Here is a 21,973-nt window from a genome sequence, read left to right on the forward strand (position 1 = left end):
CGGCTTGGCAATTCGCTCATAGCGCCAGCGCGCCGGCAATGCTCATACCCTTTTGCCAGTGAACGGCGTTCCAACCGGAGGCACGCGCGGCCTGCACATTTTCCTCGGTGTCATCGATCAGGACGATACTTTCCGGAGCGACAGAAGTGGCTTGCGTGACGAGGGAGTAGAATTCGGGGCTCGGCTTCTGGTACCCAAGCGATGCGGAGTAGAAAATGCCATCGACTTTCTCCCGGAGCCCCATGTCTTCCATCAGGTATGCGGCGCGCATATGCTCCTGGTTTGTCGCGAGATAGACACGATCGCCGCGACATCTGATCTCCGAAACAGCATCGAGCACCGCGCTGTCGATCCGCGAGTCGTTGGCGAACCAGTAGTCGATAAAAGCATCGACGCTGACATCGGGCGCGATCTCGGCCAGAACTTCGGCAAGCTCCGGCACCAGAGGCTTGCGCCTGCTGACGATATCCTGCCAGCGCGGCACAAAAAACGCGCTTCGCAACGCATCGCGCGAAATCCCGAGGTCGGCACCGAGGTCAGTCCACCACTGCGCGCCATCCCCCGGACGACCGCACACCAACACTCCATCGACATCCAGCATGATAGTCCGCATTGCGTGATGCCTTTCGCCAAGCCTGCACAGGGTATTTTCCACAAGACTGTGACGGCTTCATTGCAGCGCATGGCGCGAGGAGAAGGCCGTTCGACAAAGGCGCATATTGGGGTGGGCGCCCCTGTCAGCAGCGCCTTTTCCGCACCACTCAAAATCCCCCTTCTGCCGAGCACCCACCGAGACCTCGGTAGCGGCCGTCTTCCGGAAGGAGGCAAGTGGTAAAGTAATCAAGATTGCAAACGCAACCAGATTACGGCAACCTTCACATTGAAAAACCTGTTACTTACTGCCACACCCTCTAAGGTCAAACCTCGCCTGGGACGCCCCCAAAACCCTCATTCCTGTGCCTGTCACAGGAATCCAGTCACGGCGCGTCTGCGACGTGGGAGGACTTTCTGTTGGCGAGGAAAGTATTTATCGCCCAAGGACTTGGGCGGCTGGATTCCTGTGACGAGCACAGGAATGAGGGAAGTTGGGGTCGCTTTTGACCTTCTCGCTGACCTCAGACTCACACCATCCACACACGCTCTCTCCTCTCTGGTTCCCTCATCCCCGCAGCACCTCATGGGGTAAACCGTTGGGATTTCCGTTTGGAAACAATGCCGGCATCATATTTTCATCCCCGTGCTTTCATCCCGATCTATAATCACCCCGTTCCGCCATTGGATACACCGGTCTGCGTTGCCGGCGAGGTGGGGTCGGGTCTTGGAGGGGTTGCCGTCTACGCAGGCACGTCTTCAAGGGTCCGCAGAAAGTGGATCCCTTCGGGCCCCTAGGCTCGGCGTGCCTGTGTGGCATAACTCCGGCAGCTTTTCCCCTCAAAGGGACCTGGGTCGGAAACAGAGGATCCGGAGTTGCGGATAAAAACTGTCGAACGGGGCACATCGCGTGTCACTTCACTAAAAAATCATCAGGCACACGATGTGCCCCGGCCATCAGAATTGTCATGATACGGACCGAACAGGCCGCGTGAACGGGGACATGTGACGGCGCGACAAGGCAAGCCTGCGGACAGGGGCAGAGAGACGATCCTGCTGCGGTCGAATGACGCGGGGCGGCCGGCGTGGTCGTCTCCCGCGTGCAAACGAAGACCTCTCGCCCTTGACTTCCAGCACCGATCGTCCGACTTCACTGAGACAGGACAAGGAACCCGACGATGACCGAAGCGGCTCAGAACACCACGGCAAAGACCACCATCGACCAGAGCGAAGTCGACCGCTTTTCGGCAATGGCGGCGGAATGGTGGAGCCCGACCGGCAAGTTCAAGCCACTGCACAAATTCAATCCCGTCCGGCTCGCCTACATCCGCGACCGCGCCGCCGAGAATTTTGGCCGCGACCCACGCAGCGCCCGCCCGCTGGAAGGCCTGCGCGTGCTCGATATCGGCTGTGGCGGCGGGCTTCTTTCCGAACCCATGGCCCGCATGGGCGCCGAAGTGGTGGGCGCAGATCCGTCCGAAAAGAACATCGGCATCGCCTCCACCCATGCCCGCCAGTCGGGCGTCGAGGTCGACTATCGCCCGGTCACCGCCGAACAACTGGCTGAGGCCGGCGAGACTTTCGACATCATCCTCAACATGGAGGTCGTCGAGCACGTTTCCGACGTTGAGTTCTTCCTGTCGACCTGCGCGAAGATGGTGCGGCCCGGCGGCATGATGTTCGTCGCCACCATCAACCGCACGATGAAGGCCGCTGCTCTTGCCATCTTTGCCGCCGAAAACGTTCTGCGCTGGCTGCCGCGCGGCACCCATCAATATGAAAAGCTGGTACGACCGGAAGAAGTGGAAAAGCCGCTGATCGCCAATGGCCTGATCTTCACCGCCCGCACCGGCGTGTTCTTCTCGCCGCTGCAGAACCAGTGGAACCTGTCGAAGGACATGGACGTGAATTACATGATGGTGGCAAAACGGCCGGCCTGAGCCGCGACGCGTCATCCTATGGCATTTCATGCTGCGCGGGAGGCGCGGGGTTATTAGACCGGTCGATGGGTCGGCGGAAAGGACAGCGTCAGTTGGCGTCGTCCGGCAATGTCGGAAGCGGGGCGATCTCGATGCCTTCCTCGATCAGCGAGCGTGCTTCGGCAGGCGTTGCCTGGCCGATGATGCCACGGGCGTCGGCCTCTCCGTAATGGATCTTGCGGGCCTCCTCCGGAAACTTGGGCCCGACATCTTCCGAATTCGCCTTGATGGCGGCAACGGCGTCCTTCAGCGTGGCGATTGCCTGCTTGCGGGCCGTGTCCATCGCCAGCGTCGTCAGCGCTTCCCGGGTCCGGGCCGTCGAAACGGACGGTGCCATCAGCATCTTGCCGATGGCCGAGGATCCGCAGGTCGGGCAGCTCAGCAACCCGCTTTCGACCTGTCGCTCGAAGTCGGCGCTTTGCGAAAACCAGCCCTCGAACTCGTGGCCGTGGTCGCAGCTGAGCGAATAGCGGATCACGCAGCGACACCCCCGGCCGTTGCGGCCTCGATCGTCTCCAGCGTAAACGCACGGCCGTTTTTCAGATTGGGGATCTTTTCGCGGGCAGCCTTGACTGCGGCAACGTCGATATCAGCCACCAGCACGGCCTCGCCGCTGCCGCCGGCAGAGGCCAGAACCTTTCCCCAGGGATCGACGATCATCGAATGGCCATATGTCTCGCGGCCGTCCTGATGGACGCCGGCCTGGGCTGCGGCGATGACGAACATGCCGTTCTCGATGGCCCGTGCCCTCAGGAGGATTTCCCAGTGAGCCTCGCCAGTCTGGCGGGTAAAGGCGGCAGGAATGCTCATCACTTCGGCGCCGGCAACGGCCTGGCTGCGGAAAAGCTCGGGAAAGCGGACATCGTAGCAGATCGAGAAGCCGAGTTTTGCAAACGGCAGCGACACCACCCGAGCCTCGGAGCCTGGACGATAGACGGCACTCTCGCGCCAGCTTTCGCCATTGTCGAGATCGACGTCGAACATGTGGATCTTGTCGTAGCGCGTCACCAGGCTGCCATCCGGACCGAACAGGAAACCGCGATTGGCGATCTTTCCATCGTCCAGCGAGATGGCCGTCGAGCCGATGTGCAGGTGGATGCCGAGTTCCGCCGCTATCCGCGACGCTGCGGCAACGACGAGATCATCGGCCTCGTTGCGCAGGATAGCCCTCAGGCCGGGTCGGTCGCGCTGGATGGCACCGGTCATTTCAGGCGTCTGGATATAGACCGCACCACTCGACGCGGCGTCGCGCACCAGGCGCACCATATCGGCGACGTTCTTCTCCGGGTCGGTGCCCGAGCACATCTGGATAGCGGCGGCCTTGAAGCTCATGATTTATCCTCAGGCGGCAAGAAGCGGATCGAGCTTGCCCGCCCTGTCGAGCGCGTGCAGGTCGTCGCAGCCTCCGACATGCAGGCCGTCGATGAAGATTTGCGGAAAGGTCGTGCCGCCGTTCGATTTGGCGATCATTTCCTCGCGCATCTCGGGCGAATAGGTGGCATTGTGCTCGACAAAGGCGACGCCCTTGGCCCCAAGCAGCGATTTTGCCTTGGCGCAGTAGCCGCAGAACTCACGCGTGTAAATAACGACGGATGCCATGGTCACTCCGGGTTTGAACAGCTTTCCTGTCATATAGGCATGGCGAGCGCCCGCGCAAAGGTCAAGACGGTGACATCGGCGGCGCCCGCCTTTTTCAGCACCCGCGTCGCCGCCGCGACGGTCGCTCCCGTCGTGTAGACGTCGTCGATGAGCACGATGCGCCGGCCGAAGACATCGTTGTCGCGGTGGCGTGCGATTGCAAAGGCGCCCCGGACATTGTCTTGCCGGGCCCGGGCACCAAGCCCGACCTGCTGGCTGGTCCGCTTGATCCGGACAAGCGTCGCCGGCAGCAGCGGCTTGCCGGAGAGTGACGCCAGATGACGGGCAAGTTCGGCTGCCTGGTTGAACTTACGCGAAAACAGACGGGTGCGGTGGAGCGGCACCGGGATCAGCGCATCGCAACCGGCAACCGCACCGTCGCTGGCGCGCAGCATCCATTCGGCCATCATCCGCGCAAGGTCGATGCGGTCGCGATATTTGAGGCCGTGGACGAGATCGCGCACCACCCCGTCATGGATCGCTGCCGAGCGCAGCCGGTCGAACGGCGGAGGATCGGCAATCGCCTCGGCGCTGAGGATGCCGGCGCCGAGATCGTGGGTAAACGGGCTACCCATCACCTCGCAATAGGGCCGCTCGACGAAACGGATCGTCGACCAGCAGCGCGGGCAAAGGCTGCGATGGCTGCCGGTCGAGGCGCCACAGGCAGCACAGCCGGGCGGATAGAGCAGATCGGCCAGCATAAACCACGGCCGCAGCAGCCCGCGTCCGATGAGCGCAGCGGTGATTTCCGGTCGGCTTGTCCCCATATGCCCCATATGATTGACAATAGCCCGTTCCTCGCGCCATTGCGAAAGGAAAGTGCGGCAGGCTCTGGTGCCGCAACAGGACATGGAGTGCAGGAATAACGTATGGATATCGTATTCGACCAGGAGCTCATCTCCGCCAACCGCCGCCGCGCGCTGGCAAAGGGCGACGCCAAGGCCGCCTTCCTGCTCGACATCGCCGCCAACGAACTGGCCGAGCGATTGTCGCTGGTGGAACGCCGTTTCGAGGAGGCGGTGGAGATGCACGGCGCGACCGGCATCGCGGCACGTCTGGCGATGGCGTCCGGCAAGATCGGCCATATGACGCGCATCGAGACTGACGAACGGCCGGCCGTCGCCGGTGAGACCATCGTCGTCGCGCCGCCCGAACAGCTGCCGCTGGTTCCGGCCTCCGTCAATCTCGTGCTCTCGCCGCTGGGGCTGCACCTCACCAACGACACGCCGGGCGTTTTCATCCAGGTGCATCGCGCATTGCAGCCGGACGGGCTGTTCCTGGCAGCGATACCCGGCAACGGCACGCTGCAGGAATTGCGCGAGGTATTGCTGGCGACCGAGATCGAGATGTTCGGCGGCGCCAGTCCGCGCGTCATCCCCTTCCCCGATGTGCGCGATGTCGGGGGGCTGTTGCAGCGGGCGGGCTTTGCGCTGCCGGTCGTCGATGCCGAAAGCTATACGGTGCGATACGCCTCGCTGTTTCCGCTGATGCAGGACCTGCGCGCCATGGGCATGGGCAACCCGCTGGTCGACCGCAGCCGCCGACCGGTCGGACGCAGCTTCTTCCTGCGTGCCGCGGAATTATATGCCGAGCGCTTCGCCGATGCCGACGGACGGATTCGGGCGACATTCTCGATCATCTATGCATCGGGCTGGAAGCCGCATGAAAGCCAGCAGAAGCCATTGCGTCCGGGCTCCGCCAAGACGCGGCTGGCCGACGCGCTGAAGGTCGAGGAGCAGACCCTGAAGCCGTGATTACGGCGTGCTGACCTTGTTGGCAAAGAAGTTGAACATGTTCGAGAGATTGCTGCCGAGAAGACCGAGGCTGACGATCAGCGCAACGGCGATAAGGCCGGCAATCAGGCCGTATTCGATCGCTGTCGCGCCGATCTTGTCGTCAATGAGTTTCCGGACCACATGCATCGAAAATATCCTCTGATCTATACCGAAATCAGCGAACCCGATGCCCCCGGCACAGATCGGCTGCAAGCTGTTCAGCAGTTGCTATCGCTGCCATACCCCTGCACGACACAGACTGAACCGGGTTCGTTCTGCAGCACGCTGCGGCGGATCGTAAAGCGCTTGCCGCTTTCCGTCTTCGGAATGGAGCCCGTGGTGATGTTATCGAATTCGGGCGCGCTCGCAAGCACACTCGATTTCGACTTATCGGCCAGCATCGGCGTCAGGATCAGCGACAATGCAACTGCCGCCGTGCCGAAAAGCAGGGCAATATTCAGTGCGCCGGTCTTGCGAGACTGTGAAGTTGCCTGTTCTTTCTCGCGAACGGCCTTCCAGAAATCGTCGTCCATTGTGTCAAGCCTCGTTATGACCATGCCCATCGCTTGATTGAGGTCGATCTTTGCCAGAAGGTCTTAAACGATCTCTTAATATCCACAGGCAAAATGATCATAAAATCTTAAGTGAAGAAGTATTCACTAAATTAATGGCCTGTCACAGCAGGTCTTGCAGAAACGGGATCAGCGGTTCATCTGCAGGAGGCATGGGATAATCGCGAAGGGCCTGCGGCCGAACCCATTTCAGCCCCTGGCCCTCGCGGCCCTCGGGCGTGCCTTCGTAGCGGCGGCAGACATAGAGCGGCATCAGCAGGTGAAAACTGTCGTAGGTGTGGCTGGCAAAGGTTAACGGCGCGAGGCAGGCAATGCGCGTCGTGACGCCGAGCTCTTCCTCGAGTTCACGAATGAGACACTCTTCCGGCGTCTCGCCCGGCTCGACCTTGCCGCCCGGAAATTCCCACAGCCCGGCAAGGCTCTTGCCCTCGGGACGCTGCGCCAGGAGAATTCGGCCATCGGCATCGATCAGCGCGCATGCGGCCACCAGCAGGATCTTGCGCCCGACCGCGACGCTCACGACTGCGGCCTCCAGTAACGGTAACGGTAGGCCTCGCGAAATCCGATGCCGTCATAGAGCGCCAGCGCGGCATCGTTGCTGGCGGCGACCTGCAGCCAGGCAGTTTTTGCGCTGCGAGTCCGGGCCCAGCGGAGCGCCGAGGCGACGATCTCGATACCGAAGCCCTTGCGACGAAATGCCGGTGCCACCGACAACGACATCAGGCCCGCGAGGTCGTTGTCCTGCACACAAAGCGTCGTCGCCACCGGCCCGAGCTCCGGATCCTCGATGACGAAGAGGCCTGATGGCGGTTTGATGGAACTGACGACTTCGGCCAGCGCCGGCTTGAGCGCGGAATCGGAACCGTCGACCGAGAGGCTGGCATCGACATAGCGGCCGACATCGTGGCTCGGCAAATGGTCGAGCGTGTCGGGGAGGACGATATCCGCTAGATCGCAGGTCATTACGATCGTCTCTTCGAAGGCCTCCCAGTTTGTCTCGCGCAACAGCGTCATCAACACCGGTGGCGCCAGCGGCGTTTCACGCACCACCAGGGGGCGGCCATAGGCCTCGAACTTGCGCTGAGCCTTTTCCAGCCGGATCTCGACGTCGCGATGGTCGGAGGGGTCGAGCGGCACGATCGAGTTCAGTCGCTTCGAGGGATGCCCGGCCGTCAGTCGCACCTGCCAGCTGCCGTCGTATTGGATAGACGACGCCGGCCAGGCCCGAAAGCCAACGGCTTCGAGCCTGCGCACCAGCGGCAGGGGATTGGACAGGAATTGCAAGGGCATCAGACGCTATCAGCTCCGGTAGTCGCCGTTGATGGCAACATATTCCTTGGTGAGGTCGCAGGTCCAGACCGTGGCCCGGCCTTCCCCAAGTCCGAGCTCGACTTTGACCGGAATATCCTGGCGCTTCATGACTGCGGTCGCCGCATCTTCCGAATAGCCGGCATCGCGCTCGCCGTTGACGGCAACCCGGACATCGCCGAACCAGATGGCGAGCTTGTCGCGGTCTGCCATCTCGCCGGCCTTGCCGACGGCCATGACGATGCGGCCCCAGTTGGCATCTTCGCCGGCCGCAGCGGTCTTGACCAGTGGCGAGTTGGCGATGGACAGCGCAATGGTCTTGGCAGCGGCATCGCTCTCGGCACCGGTCACGGTGATTTCGAGCATCTTGGTTGCACCCTCGCCGTCCCGCACGACTTGCAGCGCGAGGTCCTTGAGCAGCGCATTCAGTGCCGTGCGGAAAGAGACGAGCCGCGGATCGCTGGCGGTCTCGACCCGCTTCTGGCCGTCGGCCGCAGTGGCGCCGGTCGCAAACAGCATCAGCGTATCGGAGGTCGACGTATCGCTGTCGACGGTCATCGAATTGAAGGTCGGGCCGACGCCATCTGACAGCAGTGCCTGCAGCGCCACCGGCGCGATATCTGCATCGGTGACGAGGAAGGACAGCATCGTCGCCATGTCGGGTGCGATCATCCCGGCGCCCTTGGCGATTCCGTTGATCGTGACCGCGATGCCGTCGATCTCGGCGCTCCGGGTAGCGACCTTCGGATAGGTATCGGTGGTCATGATCGCCTTGGCGGCTTCGAACCAGAAATCGCCCTTGGCATCGGACTGCATCTGGTCCAGCACGCCGGCAAATTTCGTGGCGTCCAGCGGTTCGCCGATGACGCCGGTCGAGGCCAGATAGACCTCGTTTTCGCTGCAGCCGACGGCGGATGCGGCCGATTTCGCGGTCAGCTCCGTCGCCTGGCGGCCCTTGACGCCGGTGAAGGCATTGGCGTTGCCGGAATTGACCACCACCGCGCGGGCGGTGCCGTGCGAGAGATTTTTACGGCAGAAATCGACGGGAGCAGACGGGCACTTCGACTTGGTGAAGACGCCGGCAACAGCGGCCGGTGCATCGAACACCATCATCAGCACATCGGTGCGGTTCTTGTACTTTATGCCGGCGGAGGCAGTCGCCATGCGCAGGCCGCGCAGCGCCGGCAGCGTGGCAAAGGTTGTCGGGGCAAGCGGGGATACGGAACCGGACATGGTGCACCTTTTTAGAATGGAAGACCCGGAATTACCGGGGCCATATGGATCGAGAGCTGCACTGCGTCCCGCCCGAAACACCCCTCATTCCTGTGCTTGTCACAGGAATCCAGCCATCGCGCGTCTGCGCGGTGAAAGGAGTCTTCTGCGTTCACGGACGTGAACGCACTGGATCCCCGCCACGAGGGCGAGGGTGAGGGAATGAGAACTCCCGTCACAATCACCCTTTGAACGAAGGTTAGCACGGCTTCGCTCTTTCATCAAAAATCAGGGCCCGGATGAACCGGGCCCTGATCGCAATGTATGTGTCTTACTGCTTGGGCGCGTCAGCGGCCGGCGCATCAGCTGCAGGTGCGTCGGGAGTGGCAGGTGCCGCATCCGGCTGCTGCTGCTGCTTGTCCGCATCGGCATAGGCCTTGGCCAGCGCCGGATCGGAGATCTCGACCTTGGAAGCTGCCTTGGCAGTCTTCAGCAGTTCGAGATACTTGTCACGCATGACCAGCTGCTTGACCTGGTCCTTCACCTGGTCGAAGGGCGGAGGAGGCGCATCGCGCTTGTCTTCAACCTTGATGACGTGATAGCCGAAATCGGTCTTCACAGGTGTCTTCGAATAGGTGCCGACCGGCATCGAGAAGGCTGCGTCGTCAAATTCCTTGACCATGCGGCCGCGCTGGAAATAGCCAAGATCGCCGCCGTCCGACTTGTTCGGATCGGTCGACTTTTCCTTCGCCACTTCAGCGAAATCCTTACCGGCGTCGAGTTCCTTGATGACTTCCTTGGCCTCGTCCTCGGTCTTCACCAGGATGTGGCGGGCGTGCACTTCTTCCTGCTTCGGCAGGGCAGCGACTTCCTTGTCGTAGCGCGCCTTGACTTCGGCATCCGTCACGACGTCGACGACGTGCTTCTTGAAGTAGGCATTATGCAGTTCGCGGTCCTGGAGATAGGCCATGCGGGTCTTGAAGTCAGGAGTGTCCTGCAGCTTCTCGGCAAGCGCATCCTTGGCCAGCAGCTTGACGTCGATGGCGGCCGAAAGTGCGGCGACCTTCTTCTGGTCGTCTGGCAACTGGGCCAGCTGCGGGTCGAGGTTGGAGATGGCAAGGTCGAGTTCGGACTGGTGGATCTCGAGGTCGCCTACCTTGGCAACGACGGCGTCTGCAGCAAAGGCCGGGGCCTGGAAAGCAACGATCGCAGCAAAGGCGACAGCTGCAGCAAGTTTATGGTATCGCGACATGAAATTACCCTTTTGAAGTTCCCACCGGCTTCAGCATGCGCGAATCCGGCCTGAAAGTAGCCTTCACCATCAGAATGTGGCCTTTGTGTATCGGCCAATCCCGTTGACATCAATCGACCCCCCTCTTATCTGTCACGCAACCTTGCGTCCAGAACAGTTTCCGGCCGTTTCGGGTCAATCGGCCGATTTTTTTGGGACGGCGATTGCAGAAACGGCGGGATGTAAATTCAGAAAGGGCCAGTCATATGGTCAGCTTTGGTGGAATTGCCCGAAAGTTGTTTGGCTCGTCGAACGAGCGGCGTGTCCGCGTGTTCACGCCAAATGTTGCGGCGATCAACGCGCTCGAAGAGGGCATGCGCAAGCTGTCCGACGAAGAGCTTGCCGCCAAGACGGTGGAGTTCCGCCAACAACTCGCAAATGGCAAGACGCTCGATGATCTCCTCGTTCCGGCATTCGCCGTTGCCCGCGAAGCATCGCGCCGCGTGCTCGGCATGCGCCCGTTCGACGTCCAGCTGATCGGCGGCATGATCCTGCATTCCAACGCCATCGCCGAGATGAAGACGGGCGAAGGCAAGACGCTCGTCGGCACGTTGCCGGTCTATCTGAATGCGTTGCTCGGCAAGGGCGTGCATGTCGTCACCGTCAACGACTACCTCGCCCAGCGCGATAGCGCGACCATGGCGCGGCTCTACAGCTTCCTCGGCCTCACCACCGGCGTGATCGTTCACGGCATGTCGGATGAGGAACGCAAGGAAGCTTACGCCTGCGACATCACCTACGCCACCAACAATGAGCTCGGCTTCGACTATCTGCGCGACAACATGAAGTACGAGCGCGCCCAGATGGTCCAGCGCGAACATTATTACGCCATCGTCGACGAAGTCGACTCGATTCTGGTTGATGAAGCGCGCACCCCGCTGATCATCTCCGGACCGCTCGACGACCGCTCGGACCTCTACACCACCATCGACGCCTTCATTCCGCAGCTCTCCGAAGAAGACTACGAAATCGACGAGAAGCAGCGCTCGGCCAATTTCTCCGAAGTCGGCACAGAGAAGCTCGAAAATCTCCTTCGCGAAGCCGGCCTGCTGAAGGGCAATGCGCTTTACGACATCGAAAACGTGGCGATCGTCCACCACATCAACAATGCGCTGAAAGCCTACAAGCTGTTCAGCCGCGACAAGGACTACATCGTCCGCAACGACGAAGTTGTCATCATCGACGAATTCACCGGCCGCATGATGCCGGGCCGCCGCTATTCGGACGGCCAGCACCAGGCGCTCGAAGCCAAGGAACGGGTCAAGATCCAGCCTGAAAACCAGACGCTGGCGCAGATCACCTTCCAGAACTATTTCCGCATGTACGACAAGCTCGCCGGCATGACCGGTACGGCGCAGACGGAAGCCGAGGAATTCGGCAACATCTACAACCTCGAAGTCATCGAAGTCCCGACCAACCTGCCGATCAAGCGCATCGACCAGGACGACGAGGTCTACCGGACGTTCGAGGAAAAGTTCAACGCCATCACCGCCGATATCATCGAGGCGCACAAGCGCGGCCAGCCGGTGCTGGTCGGCACGACGTCGATCGAGAAGTCGGAGCTGCTGGCCGAGCGGATGCGCAGCCAGGGCTTCACCCAGTTCCACATCCTCAACGCCCGTTACCATGAACAGGAAGCCTATATCGTCGCCCAGGCCGGCGTTCCCGGCGGCGTGACGATCGCTACCAACATGGCTGGCCGCGGCACCGACATCCAGCTCGGCGGCAACCTCGAGATGCGCGTCGAGCGCGAGCTTGGCGACATGGAGCCCGGCCCCGAAAAGGACGCCGCCATCCAGGCCATCGCCGAGGAGATCAAGGTCCTGAAGCAGAAGGCCATCGACGCCGGCGGCCTCTACGTCATCGCTACCGAACGCCACGAAAGCCGTCGCATCGACAACCAGCTGCGCGGCCGCTCTGGCCGCCAGGGCGACCCGGGCCGCTCGAAGTTCTACCTGTCGCTCCAGGACGACCTGATGCGCATCTTCGGCTCCGACCGGATGGACGGCATGCTGCAGAAGCTCGGCCTGAAAGAGGGAGAGGCGATTGTCCACCCCTGGATCAACAAGGCCCTGGAACGCGCCCAGAAGAAGGTCGAAGCCCGCAACTTCGACATCCGCAAGAACCTCCTGAAGTATGACGACGTGCTCAACGATCAGCGCAAGGTGATCTTCGAACAGCGCGTCGAACTGATGGAAGCGACGAATATCTCCGAAACCATCGCCGACATGCGCCACGAGGCCATCGAGGAGCTGGTTGCCAAGCACATCCCCGAGCGCGCTTATGCCGAGCAGTGGGACATGGCCGGCCTGAAGGTCGAGATTGCCAACCTGCTCGATCTGGACCTGCCCGTCGAGGAATGGGCCAAGGAAGAAGGTATCGGCGAGGACGACATCCGCGAACGCCTGATCGAGATCGCCGACAAGGCTGCTGCCGAAAAGGCGGAGCGCTTCGGCCCCGAGATCATGCACTACGTGGAACGCTCGATCATCCTGCAGACGCTGGATGGCCTGTGGCGCGAGCATATCGTCAATCTCGACCACCTGCGCTCGGTCGTCGGATTCCGCGGATATGCCCAGCGCGACCCGCTGCAGGAATACAAGTCGGAATCGTTCGAGCTTTTCCAGTCGCTTCTCAACAACCTGCGCCAGGCAGTCACGGCACAGCTGTCGCGCGTCGAGCTTGTACAGCAGCCACGCGAGCCGGAACCGATGCTGATGGAAGCCCATCACATCGACGCGACGACGGGAGAAGACGAATTTGCCCGCCTGCAGCCGCCGACAGACGTTGTCGTGCCGCCTGAAAACCGCGATCCGGACAACCCTGCCACTTGGGGCCGCGTTGGCCGCAACGAGCTCTGCCCTTGCGGCTCCGGGCGCAAGTACAAGCATTGCCACGGCGCCTTCGAATCGCAGTCGGACGAGGCGACCATCGTCTGACACCGGAATGCCGCCCACGGGCGGCATTTTCATATCGAGGCAGTTTCAATTCTTGCCACAACCTTTCCTTGCTTTCGCCCCATCCAAACCAACGCAATTGGGGAAAACGTCGGCCTGTTGCACTGTTTCTTAACCCTGTCAGGGTGAGAATGATGATCGTCTAAAACGGTATCCCGAGTATTGCGTGTGATCATGCCTGTCGTTGAAACAGCAGAAAAAATGCTGCCTGTGGACGTGCGGACAAGATTGTCCTCGGCGCTCCAGCAGCTTGCTGCTGTTCTGTCCGGCCGTGGCGAAAAAGATGCCTCCCGCCGCATGGCGATGGTCGCCTTCGTCATCCGCATTCTGAGCGCCGCGCTCGCCTTCGTCTCGCAGATCATCCTTGCCCGCATCATGGGCGAGTTCGAATACGGGATCTTCGTTTTTGTCTGGGTGCTGGTGGTGATCGCCGGCAACCTCTCCTGCATCGGCTTCCACACCGCTGTCATCCGCTTTCTCCCGCAGTACAAGGTCTCGGGCGACGATGCGCTGATCCGCGGCCTCACCAGCACGGCGCGCCGCTTTGCGCTGGCATCGGCCGGGGGATTGGCACTGGCCGGCATGATCGCGCTGCACTTCGGCGCCGGCTCGATTGCGCCCTATTACGCCATCCCGCTTTTCCTTGGATTGCTGATCATGCCGCTGATCGCGCTCGGCGACGTCCTCGACGGCACGTCGCGCGCCAATCACTGGCCCGTCATGGCGCTCAGCCCGACCTTCCTCGTCCGCCCGACGCTGATCCTAGTCTTCATGGTCGGCGGCGTCCTTCTGGGCGCACCCCACAGCGCCGTGACGGCCGCCGAGGCAGCGCTCGCCGCCACCTTCGTCACCACGGTCGGTCAATACCTCGCCGTCACCATCCGCCTGCGCCGCCATGTTCCGGCCGGCCCCCGGGAAATCCGCTTTTCGGCCTGGATGGCGGTCGCCTTTCCGATCTTCCTGATCGAGGGCGTCGGCTATCTCCTCACCAATTCCGATGTCATCGTCGTCGGCCTGTTCCTCGAGCCAGAGCAGGTCGCGATCTACTTTGCCGCGGCAAAGACCATGGCGCTGGTGCATTTCGTCTATTTCTCCGTCAAGGCCGCGGCCGGCCCCAGGTTTTCGGCGATCATCGCAGAGGGCGACAAGGCGAAGCTTGCCGCCTTTGCCACGGAGGCCACCCGCTGGGCATTCTGGCCGGCGCTGATCGTCGGTCTTTGTGTGCTGGCAGCCGGCAGCGAGTTGCTGTCGCTGTTCGGCACGGCGTTTACGGCAGGCCAGGTCGTCATGGCGATCCTGTTCGCCGGCATTCTCGCCAAGGCGCTGGTTGGGCCCGGCGAGGTGCTTCTGATGATGGCAGGCCATCAACGCCTGTGTGCTGCGCTTTACGGCATTGCGCTGGCCGCAAATGTCTGTCTCAATGTGGGACTAATACCGCGCCTCGGAATCGAGGGCGCGGCCATCGCTACGGCCTCGGCCATGGGCGTCGAGGCTGTATTGCTGCATCTGGCGGTTCGCTGGAAGCTCGGTATCGTACTGTTCGCCTTTGCCCGACCAACCAGAACAATGATTGTGAAGGCATTCCCCTGATGGCGCGTCCCCCGCTCAACGATGTCACCGACGGCAAGGTCAATCCGATGATGCACGAGCTCGCCTCGTTGCACTTCGACAACCTGCCGCGCCCGGACGCCCGCACCGATGTTGGCCGCCCCGGCCGCGAACTATGTCTTTATCCGGCTAAGCTTGGCTACGACCTGCAGGACGAGCTCGATTTCCTCTCCAACCGCGCCATGGAGCCGAACGTCTTTTTCTCGGCCCGTTTCCTGGCGCCAGCCATGCCTCGCATCGATGAACGGCAGATCCGGATGGCGCTCATTCGCGACAACAAGGGCACGAGCAGCAGGATGCGCTTGCTCATGCCGTTTTCCGTCGACAAGCCGGGCTTTGCCGTCGGTCCGTCGATCATCCGCGTCTGGGCCAACAATTTCGGCCCGCTCGGCACGCCGCTGGTGGATGGAGAAGAGGCGGCGGAGACGCTCGACAACCTGTTCGAAGGCCTGCTCCAGCACGCGCTGCAGCTGCCGACCACACTGGTGCTGCCAGACGTCAGGCTGAACGGACCCTTTGTCCGCCTGGCGAAGGCGGTTGCCATCGGCCGCAACCTGCCGGTCACCGTTGCCAACGCCTATGAGCGTCCGATGCTGCAAAGCACCGAGGACGCGCTGGATTATCTGGCGGCGGCGATTTCACCCGCTCACTTGCGGGAAATGCGCCGTCAGTGGCGGCAACTCGAAAGCCTCGGCGAACTCGTCTACAACGTCGCCCGCCAACCGTCCGATATCCACCGTCGGATGGAAGAATTCATGGCTCTGGAAGCCGGCGGCTGGAAGGGCAAGAAGCGCAGCGCCATGGTGCTCGACCGCCACCACGCGGCCTTTGCCCGCGAGGCGATCTCCAATCTCGCTAGCGTCGACGCTGTCCGGATCCATACCATTGACCTCGACGGCAAGGCCATTGCCTCGATGATCGTGCTGATGATGGGCGGCGAGGCCTACACATGGAAAACCGCGTTCGACGAAAGCTATGCGCGTTATTCGCCCGGCAAGCTGCTGATGGGCGAGCTCACCGAATTTCAGCTGGACGACCCCAACACCGTCCGCTCCGACTCCTGCGCCGTCGCCGATCATCCGATCATGAGCCGCTTCTGGCGGGAACGCGAAGAGATGGGCACGCTGGTCATCGGCCTCACCCAGAACAGCGACCGTGACGTCCGCCAAGCCGCCGCTCAATTGCACATGTATCGCAGCACCCGCAACATGGCCAAGGCCCTGCGCGACCGGATTTTGTCGCTGACACGGCGGTAGGCGGCGGGCGCGGCGACGTCATAAACCGCTCAAACATCGTCCTGAATATCGAAGCGGATTACCTTGCCGCTTTCGATCCGGAAAATGTGCATTACAGTCTTGTCCCTGAGCCCATGCGTTTGCCCCTGGAGCGGCTGGCCGTCGAGATCGAACACCGACTGGATCACCTCGACTGCAACAGCACCATTTTCCTGCTCCGAAAATTTCAAGGGCTCGACATGCGGGCTGACGACGGCCCATTGGGCTGTCCAATAGGCGCGCAGTCCCTCGTGACCGTGGACGTGACCCCCATTCATGCCGTTGGCCCAGGCAACGTTCCCGGCAAGCTTGCCAAGGACACCGTCGATATCCCGGGCGTTGAAACGATCGTAAAGGCCCCTGATCAGGTCGGCGTTGTTGTCTGACATCGTCATTTCCCCCGGAACGGTTTGAAGTGCTCGCAGGGCTCGTCAATCGATATTGCCGACAGCCCACTAAGGAGATATATACGTGCATATTTATCTGGGTCAAGCAAGGTCAGGAAATCAACGACATGGATGAAAAAGTATTGTCGACGCCGGGGCATCTCATCGGCCTTGCGGCACGCGCCTTTGCGCGGCTGAGCGAAACCCGGCTGAAACCGCTGGGCTTTGGCGTCGGCCATTTGCCGGTACTGGTCGCGCTGCGGGATGGCAAGGCGCATACCCAGCGTGACCTCGCCCGCTTCGCGAGGATCGAACAACCGCCCATGGCGCAGATGCTGGCCCGTATGGAGCGCGATGGCTTGATCGAACGCACCCGCGACCCGGCGGACGGGCGGAGCAGCCACATCGTGCTGACGAGCGACGCGCAAAAGCGGATGCCCGCAGCCATCGAGACGCTGTTTCAGGGAAACCGCGAGGCGCTGGCCGGCTTCACCCCGGCTGAAACAGCACAATTCGTCCACCTGCTGACCCGGCTCATCGAAAACCTGAACCAAATCACCAACCACGAACCACCTTCGGGGACATCGTAGGTACAGGTGGAGTGCTTTGCGTTGAAAGTCCTGGGTGAAGGCATGCGCGACCCGGCGAGCCGGCTTGTTGTCGCAGCGAAGGTCAAGCTAGCCGCACGCCCCTGCAGCAAGACTAGTTGAGGGAGGGAGAAGAGATTTGACGCCGGAACGTTTGCTGCGCGCGCACCAGCGTAAGCTTGAGACGGCGGCAGTAGAGATCGACCTCGTCTAAACGCGATAAATTGCAATAACCAAAAATTGTTTCAGACAGATCTTCCTTCTTGTCGCGTCTCTCGGCACGATGTGAATTCAATCGCTCGGGAGGAGCAAATGCGTGCGTTCTTGCTGATCCTCTTTGCCACGATTGCCGGTTTGCTCGCATCTCCATGCTATGCCATTTGCTTTCAATATCTTTCTATTCCTGACGATGCCGGACGACCCATCGAAATCGGTATTTGGTATCCCAGCACATCTTTGGCAGGTCCGATCACTGTCGGCATGATCGCTCAGAACGCTGCACTTGATGGAGAGATCGATGGCAGCGGTTTGCCGGTGGTGATTTTCTCGCATGGTAGCGCGGGATGGTTCGGAGACAGATCCGAAACGGCACAATTACTCGCCCAACAGGGTATGCTCGCCGTGTCGCTGACCTATCCCGGAGATAATTACAAGGACAGCAGCGACAAAGTTATTCGGAAGCTGACAAGCCGCCCCGTGGTCACCAGCCGCGTTATTGATTATTTGTTGAATGGTTGGAGCGGCAAAGATCATCTCGACGAGTCAAAAATAGGATTCTACGGCTTTTCAGCGGGCGGCTTCACGGGCCTTGTTGAACTCGGCGGCGTGCCGAATTGGACACTCTTCTCGCAGCATTGCACTGCCGATCCTACCGAGCCCGTCTGCACACAGGGTGGCGCAGCTTTTCTGTCGGGGCCCAAAGCTGCAGCAATGCCAAACTCGACTTGGCACCACGACTCCCGAATCAAGGCGGCTTTTCTCGTATCGCCGGGCTACAGCTTCGCGTTTGAGGCATCATCGCTGCAGAAAATGAAGCCGCCCGTCGAACTTTGGGGAGGCAGCAACGATGAGTTCGTGCCGTTTTCAACCAATGTGCATTACCTGATAGAACATATGCCTGATGTTCTACAGACACGTGAGGTCGAGAACGCCAGACACTATTCCTTCCTTCGCCCCTGCAGCGCTGCAATGCAGGCAAAAAATCCCGAAATATGTTCCGATTTACCGGGGTTTGACCGCCTCGCATTTCAGCAAGATCTAAATTCCGAGCTGGTTCGTTTCTTCCAATCCGAACTCGTAAAAAAGGGTCACAATTAGGCAACAAGCTGCTAGCGCCGCCACCGCCTCTTGTTCCCCGTCGCATCGCCTGAAACATTCGCTTTTCTTGGGCTGAGAAGCCGCGATTGGCCTTACCCTGTCTGGAACCCTTGACGATGGCAGAAACTCCGCCGCTGACGTTTGTGACACCGCGTTTGACATTGCGAGGTGCCCGCGCCGAGGACGCCGGCTCGCTGTTTGAGGAATATACGGGAAGAGCAGAGGCATCTCGATATCTGCAACGCAAGGCGCATCGCTCACAAGCTCATACAGTGTCCATCATTGATGCCTGCGGAGAGAATAACTGGGCGGCAACGCGTCGCTTCGGCTGGAGCGTTATCCCCCATGATTGCAAGAGGGCCATCGGACTATTTTACCTTTTCGTCGATAGCGGAGATGCCGAAATACACTACGGCATCGGACCTGCCTTCTGGGGCCAGGGGCTGGCAACGGAGGCCGGGATTGCGATCATGGATTGGGTCGTCGATCGCTCTTCTCTGACCGAAGTGTCCACCTCCTGCGCCACGGACCACCTTGCCAGCCTCCGCGTTCTCGAAAAGATAGGTCTTCGTCGCATCAAGCTGCTTCTAGGCGGACTTCTGCTCGGATCGACCGGCAAGCCTGCGGATGCGTGGCTCTATGCATGGTCACGGTCCTGATGCCTTCCCCTCAATTCTGCGTGACCGCACTATCCCCTGGCAGCCCTACGGCCTAGCTTTTGCAGCAACGTTGGCCTGCCGCCAGATCGTCGGGCCCGTACAAGCACCGCAGGAGCAAAGCCATGGACTATGTCAAATTCGGCCCGACCGGCCTCGAGGTATCGCGCATCTGTCTCGGCTGCATGACCTATGGCGAGCCGGACCGGGGCAACCATGCGTGGACGCTGAGCGAGGAGGGGAGCCGTCCGCTGCTGCGCCAGGCCGTCGAGCTCGGGATCAATTTCTGGGATACGGCCAACGCCTATTCGGACGGCAGTTCGGAAGAGATTGTCGGACGCGCGATCAAGGATTTCTCCCGGCGCGAGGACATCGTGCTGGCGACAAAGGTGTTCAACCGCATGCGTCCGGGCCCGAACGGCGCCGGCCTGTCGCGCAAGGCGATCTTCGACGAGATCGACAACAGTCTGCGCCGGCTCGGCACCGATTACGTCGATCTCTACCAGATCCACCGTTTCGACCATGCCACGCCCATCGAGGAAACGCTGGAGGCGCTGCACGATGTGGTGAAGGCCGGAAGGCCCGTTATATCGGCGCCTCCTCGATGCACGCCTGGGAATTCGCCAAAGCGGTATACACCTCGCGGCTGCACGGCTGGACCCAGTTTGTCAGCATGCAAGATCACCTCAACCTGCTCTACCGCGAGGAGGAGCGCGAGATGCTGCCCTTCTGCGAGGACCAGAAAATCGCCGTCATCCCCTGGAGCCCGCTGGCGCGCGGCCGCCTCACCCGCGACTGGAACGAGAGCACGTCCCGCCAGGAGAGCGACCAGTTCGGCAAGACGCTCTATAACCAGGCAGTCGAGAGCGACAGGCAGATCATCGATGCCGTCGGCGCACTCGCCAAGGCACGTGGCGTCTCCCGCGCCCAGATCGGCATCGCCTGGATCGCCCAGAAGAGCGCAGTCACCGCGCCCATCGTCGGCGCATCCAAACCGCACCATCTGACGGACGCCGTGGCCGCCCTTTCGGTGAAGCTGACGGCAGAAGAAATCGCTACACTGGAGGCTCCATATGTGCCGCGCGGTATTGCCGGGTTCGCCTGAGATTTCTTCGAGAGGGCCGCGCTTGCTCCTGCGTCGGCTTCGCTGGCGATTTCCAACTCAGCTAGATTGGATGAACGGGGCATGGCAAGAAATCATTGGCGTAGCCCGAGGTAAGGTCTCTCCGGCAAAGGCCACCTGCCCGCTCGAGGGCAGATGTCATGAAACGCCAGATGGCGATCGGCTATAGTGGATCGTCACGTCTTGTCCCGGCATCCAAGGATCTCCCCATGTCCACCGTCCCCTTCGAGGCCCGCCGCTTCCAGTCCACGGCCGAGTATTACCTGCGCTACCGCGTTCCCTATCCGGACACGCTGATTGCCCGCGTCGCCAACCGTTGCGGCCTGCAGATCGGAGATCCGCTGCTCGATCTCGGCTGCGGACCGGCCCAGCTCGGCATCGCCTTTGCTCACCTGGGCGCCAGGGTGACGGCGATGGATCCGGAGCCGGAAATGCTGTCTGCTGCGACAGAAGGCGCCCGGGAAGCCGGCGTCGAGATGACCGTGCAGCAGGGCTCTTCCTACGACCTCGGCCCGGATATCGGTCCCCTCAAGCTTGCGGTGATGGGCCGCTCCTTCCACTGGATGGATCGACCTGCGACGCTGGAAGCGCTCGACCGGCTGATCGTGCCGGGCGGCGCGGTCGTGCTGTTCCACGCCACCCATCTCGCCATGGTCCCGGACGGCCGCAAGATCATCCAGCAGCTTGCCGAAAAATTCTCGCCGGAGCGCAGCGCCGACAGCGCCATCCGGCAGAGCAGCGAATGGCCGCGGCACGAAAGCATCCTGCTCCGCTCCACCTTCAACAATCTCGAGAGCATCGGTATCATCCGTGAGCGCAACATCGGCATCGACGATCTCGTCGGCCGCGCTCTTTCCATGTCCACCACCTCGCCCCAGGCGCTTGGCGAAAAAGCCGGTGCCTTCGAGGCAGCGGCGCGTACCGCGCTGACGGAGGCTGCACCCGATGGCAAATTTACCGAGATCGTCGAATCGACCGCCCTGCTCGCCTTTCGCGATTGACCGGCGGGAGCAACAACTAGACCTGCTGGCGTGACAGTTGCCGGTGGGTAGCCGCCAGAAACTCGTCGGCCATCGCCCCGTCGTCCATGGTGCGCGCCAGGATGACCGCACCCATCATCGCTGCAAGCGTGCTCAGCGCATTTGCGCGACGCGCCTCTGGCGTCTCGCCTGCAACGATCTCGGCCAGCACATCGACCAGATCCGTCAGGCCGCCTGAAAAGGTCGATTGCAAGCCGGCGCCCTGGCGGCTGACCTCCTGCGTCAACGAGGCGAAGACGCAGGCGCGGCTCTGCAGATTGCGGCGCGACAGGTAATGTTGCAGCAAAGCCTCCAGCGGATCGCCCTCTGCCTTCTCGACGATCTGCCGCCAGCGATCCCGGGTCTTTTCGACCAGTATCCTGCTTGCCTCGAAGGCCAGCTTCTCCTTCGATTCGAAGTGCCCGTAGAAACCGCCATGGGTCAGCCCCGCAGCCTTCATGATATCGGCAACGCCGATCCCGTCGAAACCCTTCTCTCGAAACAGGTCGCAGGCAGCCTCCAGGATCAAGGCCCGGTTTTCAGCAAATTTTTCGCGGCTCACGCGCATCGGCCTGCCTCATTAAAATCGTTGCTTGACAATTTACATGACGACCATCATCAATGCAAGATACATGATGCCCGTCATGTAAAGCGCAGGTCGCAGGCTTGCTGGACTTTGC

The 21,973-nt window shown here is 61.3% G+C and carries 21 protein-coding genes and 2 pseudogenes; 10 read left to right on the top strand and 13 right to left on the bottom strand.

Features of this window, described 5'->3' with window-relative positions; all coding sequences use genetic code 11:
• Positions 1 to 16 precede the first annotated feature (16 nt).
• Positions 17 to 613: an HAD-IA family hydrolase gene (locus tag J5289_RS17975; protein WP_209185048.1), complete on the bottom strand. Its 597-nt coding sequence runs from the start codon at positions 611 to 613 to the stop codon at positions 17 to 19.
• Between the two features lie 1,156 nt (positions 614 to 1,769).
• On the opposite strand from J5289_RS17975, the gene ubiG reads away from it, so the two are divergent.
• Positions 1,770 to 2,531, top strand: coding sequence for a bifunctional 2-polyprenyl-6-hydroxyphenol methylase/3-demethylubiquinol 3-O-methyltransferase UbiG (ubiG, locus tag J5289_RS17980; RefSeq protein WP_209185049.1), 762 nt, complete (start codon positions 1,770 to 1,772; stop codon positions 2,529 to 2,531).
• A gap of 88 nt (positions 2,532 to 2,619) precedes the next feature.
• Here ubiG and J5289_RS17985 read toward each other — a convergent pair whose 3' ends face one another.
• The 4 genes from J5289_RS17985 to J5289_RS18000 are packed head-to-tail and all read right to left on the bottom strand — an operon-like array spanning position 2,620 to position 4,975.
• Complete coding sequence (locus tag J5289_RS17985) at positions 2,620 to 3,048, bottom strand: DUF1178 family protein (RefSeq protein WP_209185050.1); 429 nt, start codon at positions 3,046 to 3,048, stop codon at positions 2,620 to 2,622.
• Positions 3,045 to 3,902 (bottom strand): carbon-nitrogen hydrolase family protein, encoded by an 858-nt coding sequence (locus J5289_RS17990; RefSeq protein ID WP_209207522.1) that lies wholly within the window; start codon positions 3,900 to 3,902, stop codon positions 3,045 to 3,047. Before J5289_RS17990 ends, J5289_RS17985 begins: the two co-directional genes overlap by 4 nt.
• Positions 3,903 to 3,911: 9 nt before the next feature.
• Entirely contained in the window at positions 3,912 to 4,169 is a 258-nt protein-coding gene (gene grxC, locus J5289_RS17995) for a glutaredoxin 3 (protein WP_209185052.1), read from the bottom strand.
• 29 nt (positions 4,170 to 4,198) lie between these two features.
• Complete coding sequence (locus J5289_RS18000) at positions 4,199 to 4,975, bottom strand: ComF family protein (protein ID WP_247749213.1); 777 nt, start codon at positions 4,973 to 4,975, stop codon at positions 4,199 to 4,201.
• A 102-nt stretch (positions 4,976 to 5,077) separates the two neighbouring features.
• Here J5289_RS18000 and J5289_RS18005 point away from each other — a divergent pair, with 102 nt between their 5' ends.
• Complete coding sequence (locus J5289_RS18005; RefSeq protein WP_209185054.1) at positions 5,078 to 5,962, top strand: class I SAM-dependent methyltransferase; 885 nt, start codon at positions 5,078 to 5,080, stop codon at positions 5,960 to 5,962.
• Here the strand turns inward: J5289_RS18005 and J5289_RS18010 are convergent, their stop codons facing one another.
• The 6 genes and pseudogenes from J5289_RS18010 to J5289_RS18035 form a co-directional block, all read right to left on the bottom strand.
• Positions 5,963 to 6,130, bottom strand: a complete 168-nt coding sequence (locus J5289_RS18010; protein ID WP_142824817.1) for a Flp family type IVb pilin — start codon at positions 6,128 to 6,130, stop codon at positions 5,963 to 5,965.
• Between the two features lie 71 nt (positions 6,131 to 6,201).
• Positions 6,202 to 6,516, bottom strand: coding sequence for a hypothetical protein (locus J5289_RS18015; RefSeq protein WP_142828803.1), 315 nt, complete (start codon positions 6,514 to 6,516; stop codon positions 6,202 to 6,204).
• A 142-nt stretch (positions 6,517 to 6,658) separates the two neighbouring features.
• A complete protein-coding gene (mutT, locus tag J5289_RS18020; protein WP_209185055.1) occupies positions 6,659 to 7,075 on the bottom strand; it encodes an 8-oxo-dGTP diphosphatase MutT in 417 nt (138 codons plus the stop codon).
• A pseudogene (locus tag J5289_RS18025) lies at positions 7,072 to 7,886 on the bottom strand (GNAT family N-acetyltransferase). The gene mutT and the pseudogene J5289_RS18025 overlap by 4 nt, the downstream one beginning before the upstream one ends.
• Positions 7,855 to 9,096, bottom strand: a complete 1,242-nt coding sequence (gene argJ / locus J5289_RS18030) for a bifunctional glutamate N-acetyltransferase/amino-acid acetyltransferase ArgJ (protein ID WP_209185057.1) — start codon at positions 9,094 to 9,096, stop codon at positions 7,855 to 7,857. The pseudogene J5289_RS18025 and the gene argJ overlap by 32 nt, the downstream one beginning before the upstream one ends.
• A gap of 310 nt (positions 9,097 to 9,406) precedes the next feature.
• Positions 9,407 to 10,327 (bottom strand): peptidylprolyl isomerase, encoded by a 921-nt coding sequence (locus J5289_RS18035; protein ID WP_209185058.1) that lies wholly within the window; start codon positions 10,325 to 10,327, stop codon positions 9,407 to 9,409.
• Between the two features lie 245 nt (positions 10,328 to 10,572).
• Here J5289_RS18035 and secA point away from each other — a divergent pair, with 245 nt between their 5' ends.
• The 3 genes from secA to J5289_RS18050 all read left to right on the top strand — a co-directional run bounded on the left by secA (position 10,573) and on the right by J5289_RS18050 (position 16,187).
• Positions 10,573 to 13,305, top strand: a complete 2,733-nt coding sequence (secA, locus tag J5289_RS18040) for a preprotein translocase subunit SecA (RefSeq protein ID WP_142824811.1) — start codon at positions 10,573 to 10,575, stop codon at positions 13,303 to 13,305.
• A gap of 192 nt (positions 13,306 to 13,497) precedes the next feature.
• A complete protein-coding gene (locus J5289_RS18045; RefSeq protein WP_209185059.1) occupies positions 13,498 to 14,913 on the top strand; it encodes a lipopolysaccharide biosynthesis protein in 1,416 nt (471 codons plus the stop codon).
• The gene (locus J5289_RS18050; RefSeq protein ID WP_374108255.1) at positions 14,913 to 16,187 is read left to right on the top strand and encodes a GNAT family N-acetyltransferase; all 1,275 of its coding nucleotides are present in this window, start codon (positions 14,913 to 14,915) and stop codon (positions 16,185 to 16,187) included. The genes J5289_RS18045 and J5289_RS18050 overlap by 1 nt, the downstream gene beginning before the upstream one ends.
• A gap of 29 nt (positions 16,188 to 16,216) precedes the next feature.
• On the opposite strand, the gene J5289_RS18055 is transcribed toward J5289_RS18050, so the two are convergent.
• Positions 16,217 to 16,594, bottom strand: a complete 378-nt coding sequence (locus J5289_RS18055) for a nuclear transport factor 2 family protein (protein ID WP_209185060.1) — start codon at positions 16,592 to 16,594, stop codon at positions 16,217 to 16,219.
• A gap of 125 nt (positions 16,595 to 16,719) precedes the next feature.
• Between J5289_RS18055 and J5289_RS18060 the strand changes: the two genes are divergently transcribed.
• The 5 genes and pseudogenes from J5289_RS18060 (at position 16,720) to J5289_RS18080 (ending at position 21,275) form a co-directional block, all read left to right on the top strand.
• Positions 16,720 to 17,181, top strand: coding sequence for a MarR family winged helix-turn-helix transcriptional regulator (locus J5289_RS18060; protein ID WP_209185061.1), 462 nt, complete (start codon positions 16,720 to 16,722; stop codon positions 17,179 to 17,181).
• A gap of 309 nt (positions 17,182 to 17,490) precedes the next feature.
• Positions 17,491 to 18,495, top strand: a complete 1,005-nt coding sequence (locus tag J5289_RS18065; RefSeq protein WP_209185062.1) for a hypothetical protein — start codon at positions 17,491 to 17,493, stop codon at positions 18,493 to 18,495.
• Between the two features lie 116 nt (positions 18,496 to 18,611).
• A complete protein-coding gene (locus J5289_RS18070) occupies positions 18,612 to 19,154 on the top strand; it encodes a GNAT family N-acetyltransferase (RefSeq protein ID WP_209185063.1) in 543 nt (180 codons plus the stop codon).
• Between the two features lie 122 nt (positions 19,155 to 19,276).
• Positions 19,277 to 20,256 (top strand): annotated as a pseudogene (locus J5289_RS18075) (aldo/keto reductase).
• A gap of 227 nt (positions 20,257 to 20,483) precedes the next feature.
• Complete coding sequence (locus J5289_RS18080; RefSeq protein WP_209187605.1) at positions 20,484 to 21,275, top strand: class I SAM-dependent methyltransferase; 792 nt, start codon at positions 20,484 to 20,486, stop codon at positions 21,273 to 21,275.
• 16 nt (positions 21,276 to 21,291) lie between these two features.
• On the opposite strand, the gene J5289_RS18085 is transcribed toward J5289_RS18080, so the two are convergent.
• Positions 21,292 to 21,861 (bottom strand): TetR/AcrR family transcriptional regulator, encoded by a 570-nt coding sequence (locus J5289_RS18085; RefSeq protein ID WP_209185065.1) that lies wholly within the window; start codon positions 21,859 to 21,861, stop codon positions 21,292 to 21,294.
• Positions 21,862 to 21,973: the final 112 nt, after the last annotated feature.

The organism is Rhizobium sp. B230/85, assembly GCF_019355735.1.
In the GTDB taxonomy this organism is placed as follows: domain Bacteria; phylum Pseudomonadota; class Alphaproteobacteria; order Rhizobiales; family Rhizobiaceae; genus Rhizobium; species Rhizobium rhododendri.

Bases quoted from the DNA above. Each gene is read 5' to 3' on its own strand.
- argJ (WP_209185057.1), bottom strand. From the start codon at position 9,096: ATGTCCGGTTCCGTATCCCCGCTTGCCCCGACAACCTTTGCCACGCTG.
- grxC (WP_209185052.1), bottom strand. From the start codon at position 4,169: ATGGCATCCGTCGTTATTTACACGCGTGAGTTCTGCGGCTACTGCGCC.
- secA (WP_142824811.1), top strand. From the start codon at position 10,573: ATGGTCAGCTTTGGTGGAATTGCCCGAAAGTTGTTTGGCTCGTCGAAC.
- J5289_RS18035 (WP_209185058.1), bottom strand. From the start codon at position 10,327: ATGTCGCGATACCATAAACTTGCTGCAGCTGTCGCCTTTGCTGCGATC.
- J5289_RS18085 (WP_209185065.1), bottom strand. From the start codon at position 21,861: ATGCGCGTGAGCCGCGAAAAATTTGCTGAAAACCGGGCCTTGATCCTG.
- J5289_RS17990 (WP_209207522.1), bottom strand. From the start codon at position 3,902: ATGAGCTTCAAGGCCGCCGCTATCCAGATGTGCTCGGGCACCGACCCG.
- J5289_RS18065 (WP_209185062.1), top strand. From the start codon at position 17,491: ATGCGTGCGTTCTTGCTGATCCTCTTTGCCACGATTGCCGGTTTGCTC.
- J5289_RS18010 (WP_142824817.1), bottom strand. From the start codon at position 6,130: ATGCATGTGGTCCGGAAACTCATTGACGACAAGATCGGCGCGACAGCG.
- J5289_RS18080 (WP_209187605.1), top strand. From the start codon at position 20,484: ATGTCCACCGTCCCCTTCGAGGCCCGCCGCTTCCAGTCCACGGCCGAG.
- J5289_RS18045 (WP_209185059.1), top strand. From the start codon at position 13,498: ATGCCTGTCGTTGAAACAGCAGAAAAAATGCTGCCTGTGGACGTGCGG.
- J5289_RS18000 (WP_247749213.1), bottom strand. From the start codon at position 4,975: ATGGGGACAAGCCGACCGGAAATCACCGCTGCGCTCATCGGACGCGGG.
- J5289_RS18050 (WP_374108255.1), top strand. From the start codon at position 14,913: ATGGCGCGTCCCCCGCTCAACGATGTCACCGACGGCAAGGTCAATCCG.
- ubiG (WP_209185049.1), top strand. From the start codon at position 1,770: ATGACCGAAGCGGCTCAGAACACCACGGCAAAGACCACCATCGACCAG.
- J5289_RS18015 (WP_142828803.1), bottom strand. From the start codon at position 6,516: ATGGACGACGATTTCTGGAAGGCCGTTCGCGAGAAAGAACAGGCAACT.
- J5289_RS18070 (WP_209185063.1), top strand. From the start codon at position 18,612: ATGGCAGAAACTCCGCCGCTGACGTTTGTGACACCGCGTTTGACATTG.
- J5289_RS17975 (WP_209185048.1), bottom strand. From the start codon at position 613: ATGCGGACTATCATGCTGGATGTCGATGGAGTGTTGGTGTGCGGTCGT.
- J5289_RS18060 (WP_209185061.1), top strand. From the start codon at position 16,720: ATGGATGAAAAAGTATTGTCGACGCCGGGGCATCTCATCGGCCTTGCG.
- J5289_RS18055 (WP_209185060.1), bottom strand. From the start codon at position 16,594: ATGTCAGACAACAACGCCGACCTGATCAGGGGCCTTTACGATCGTTTC.
- J5289_RS18005 (WP_209185054.1), top strand. From the start codon at position 5,078: ATGGATATCGTATTCGACCAGGAGCTCATCTCCGCCAACCGCCGCCGC.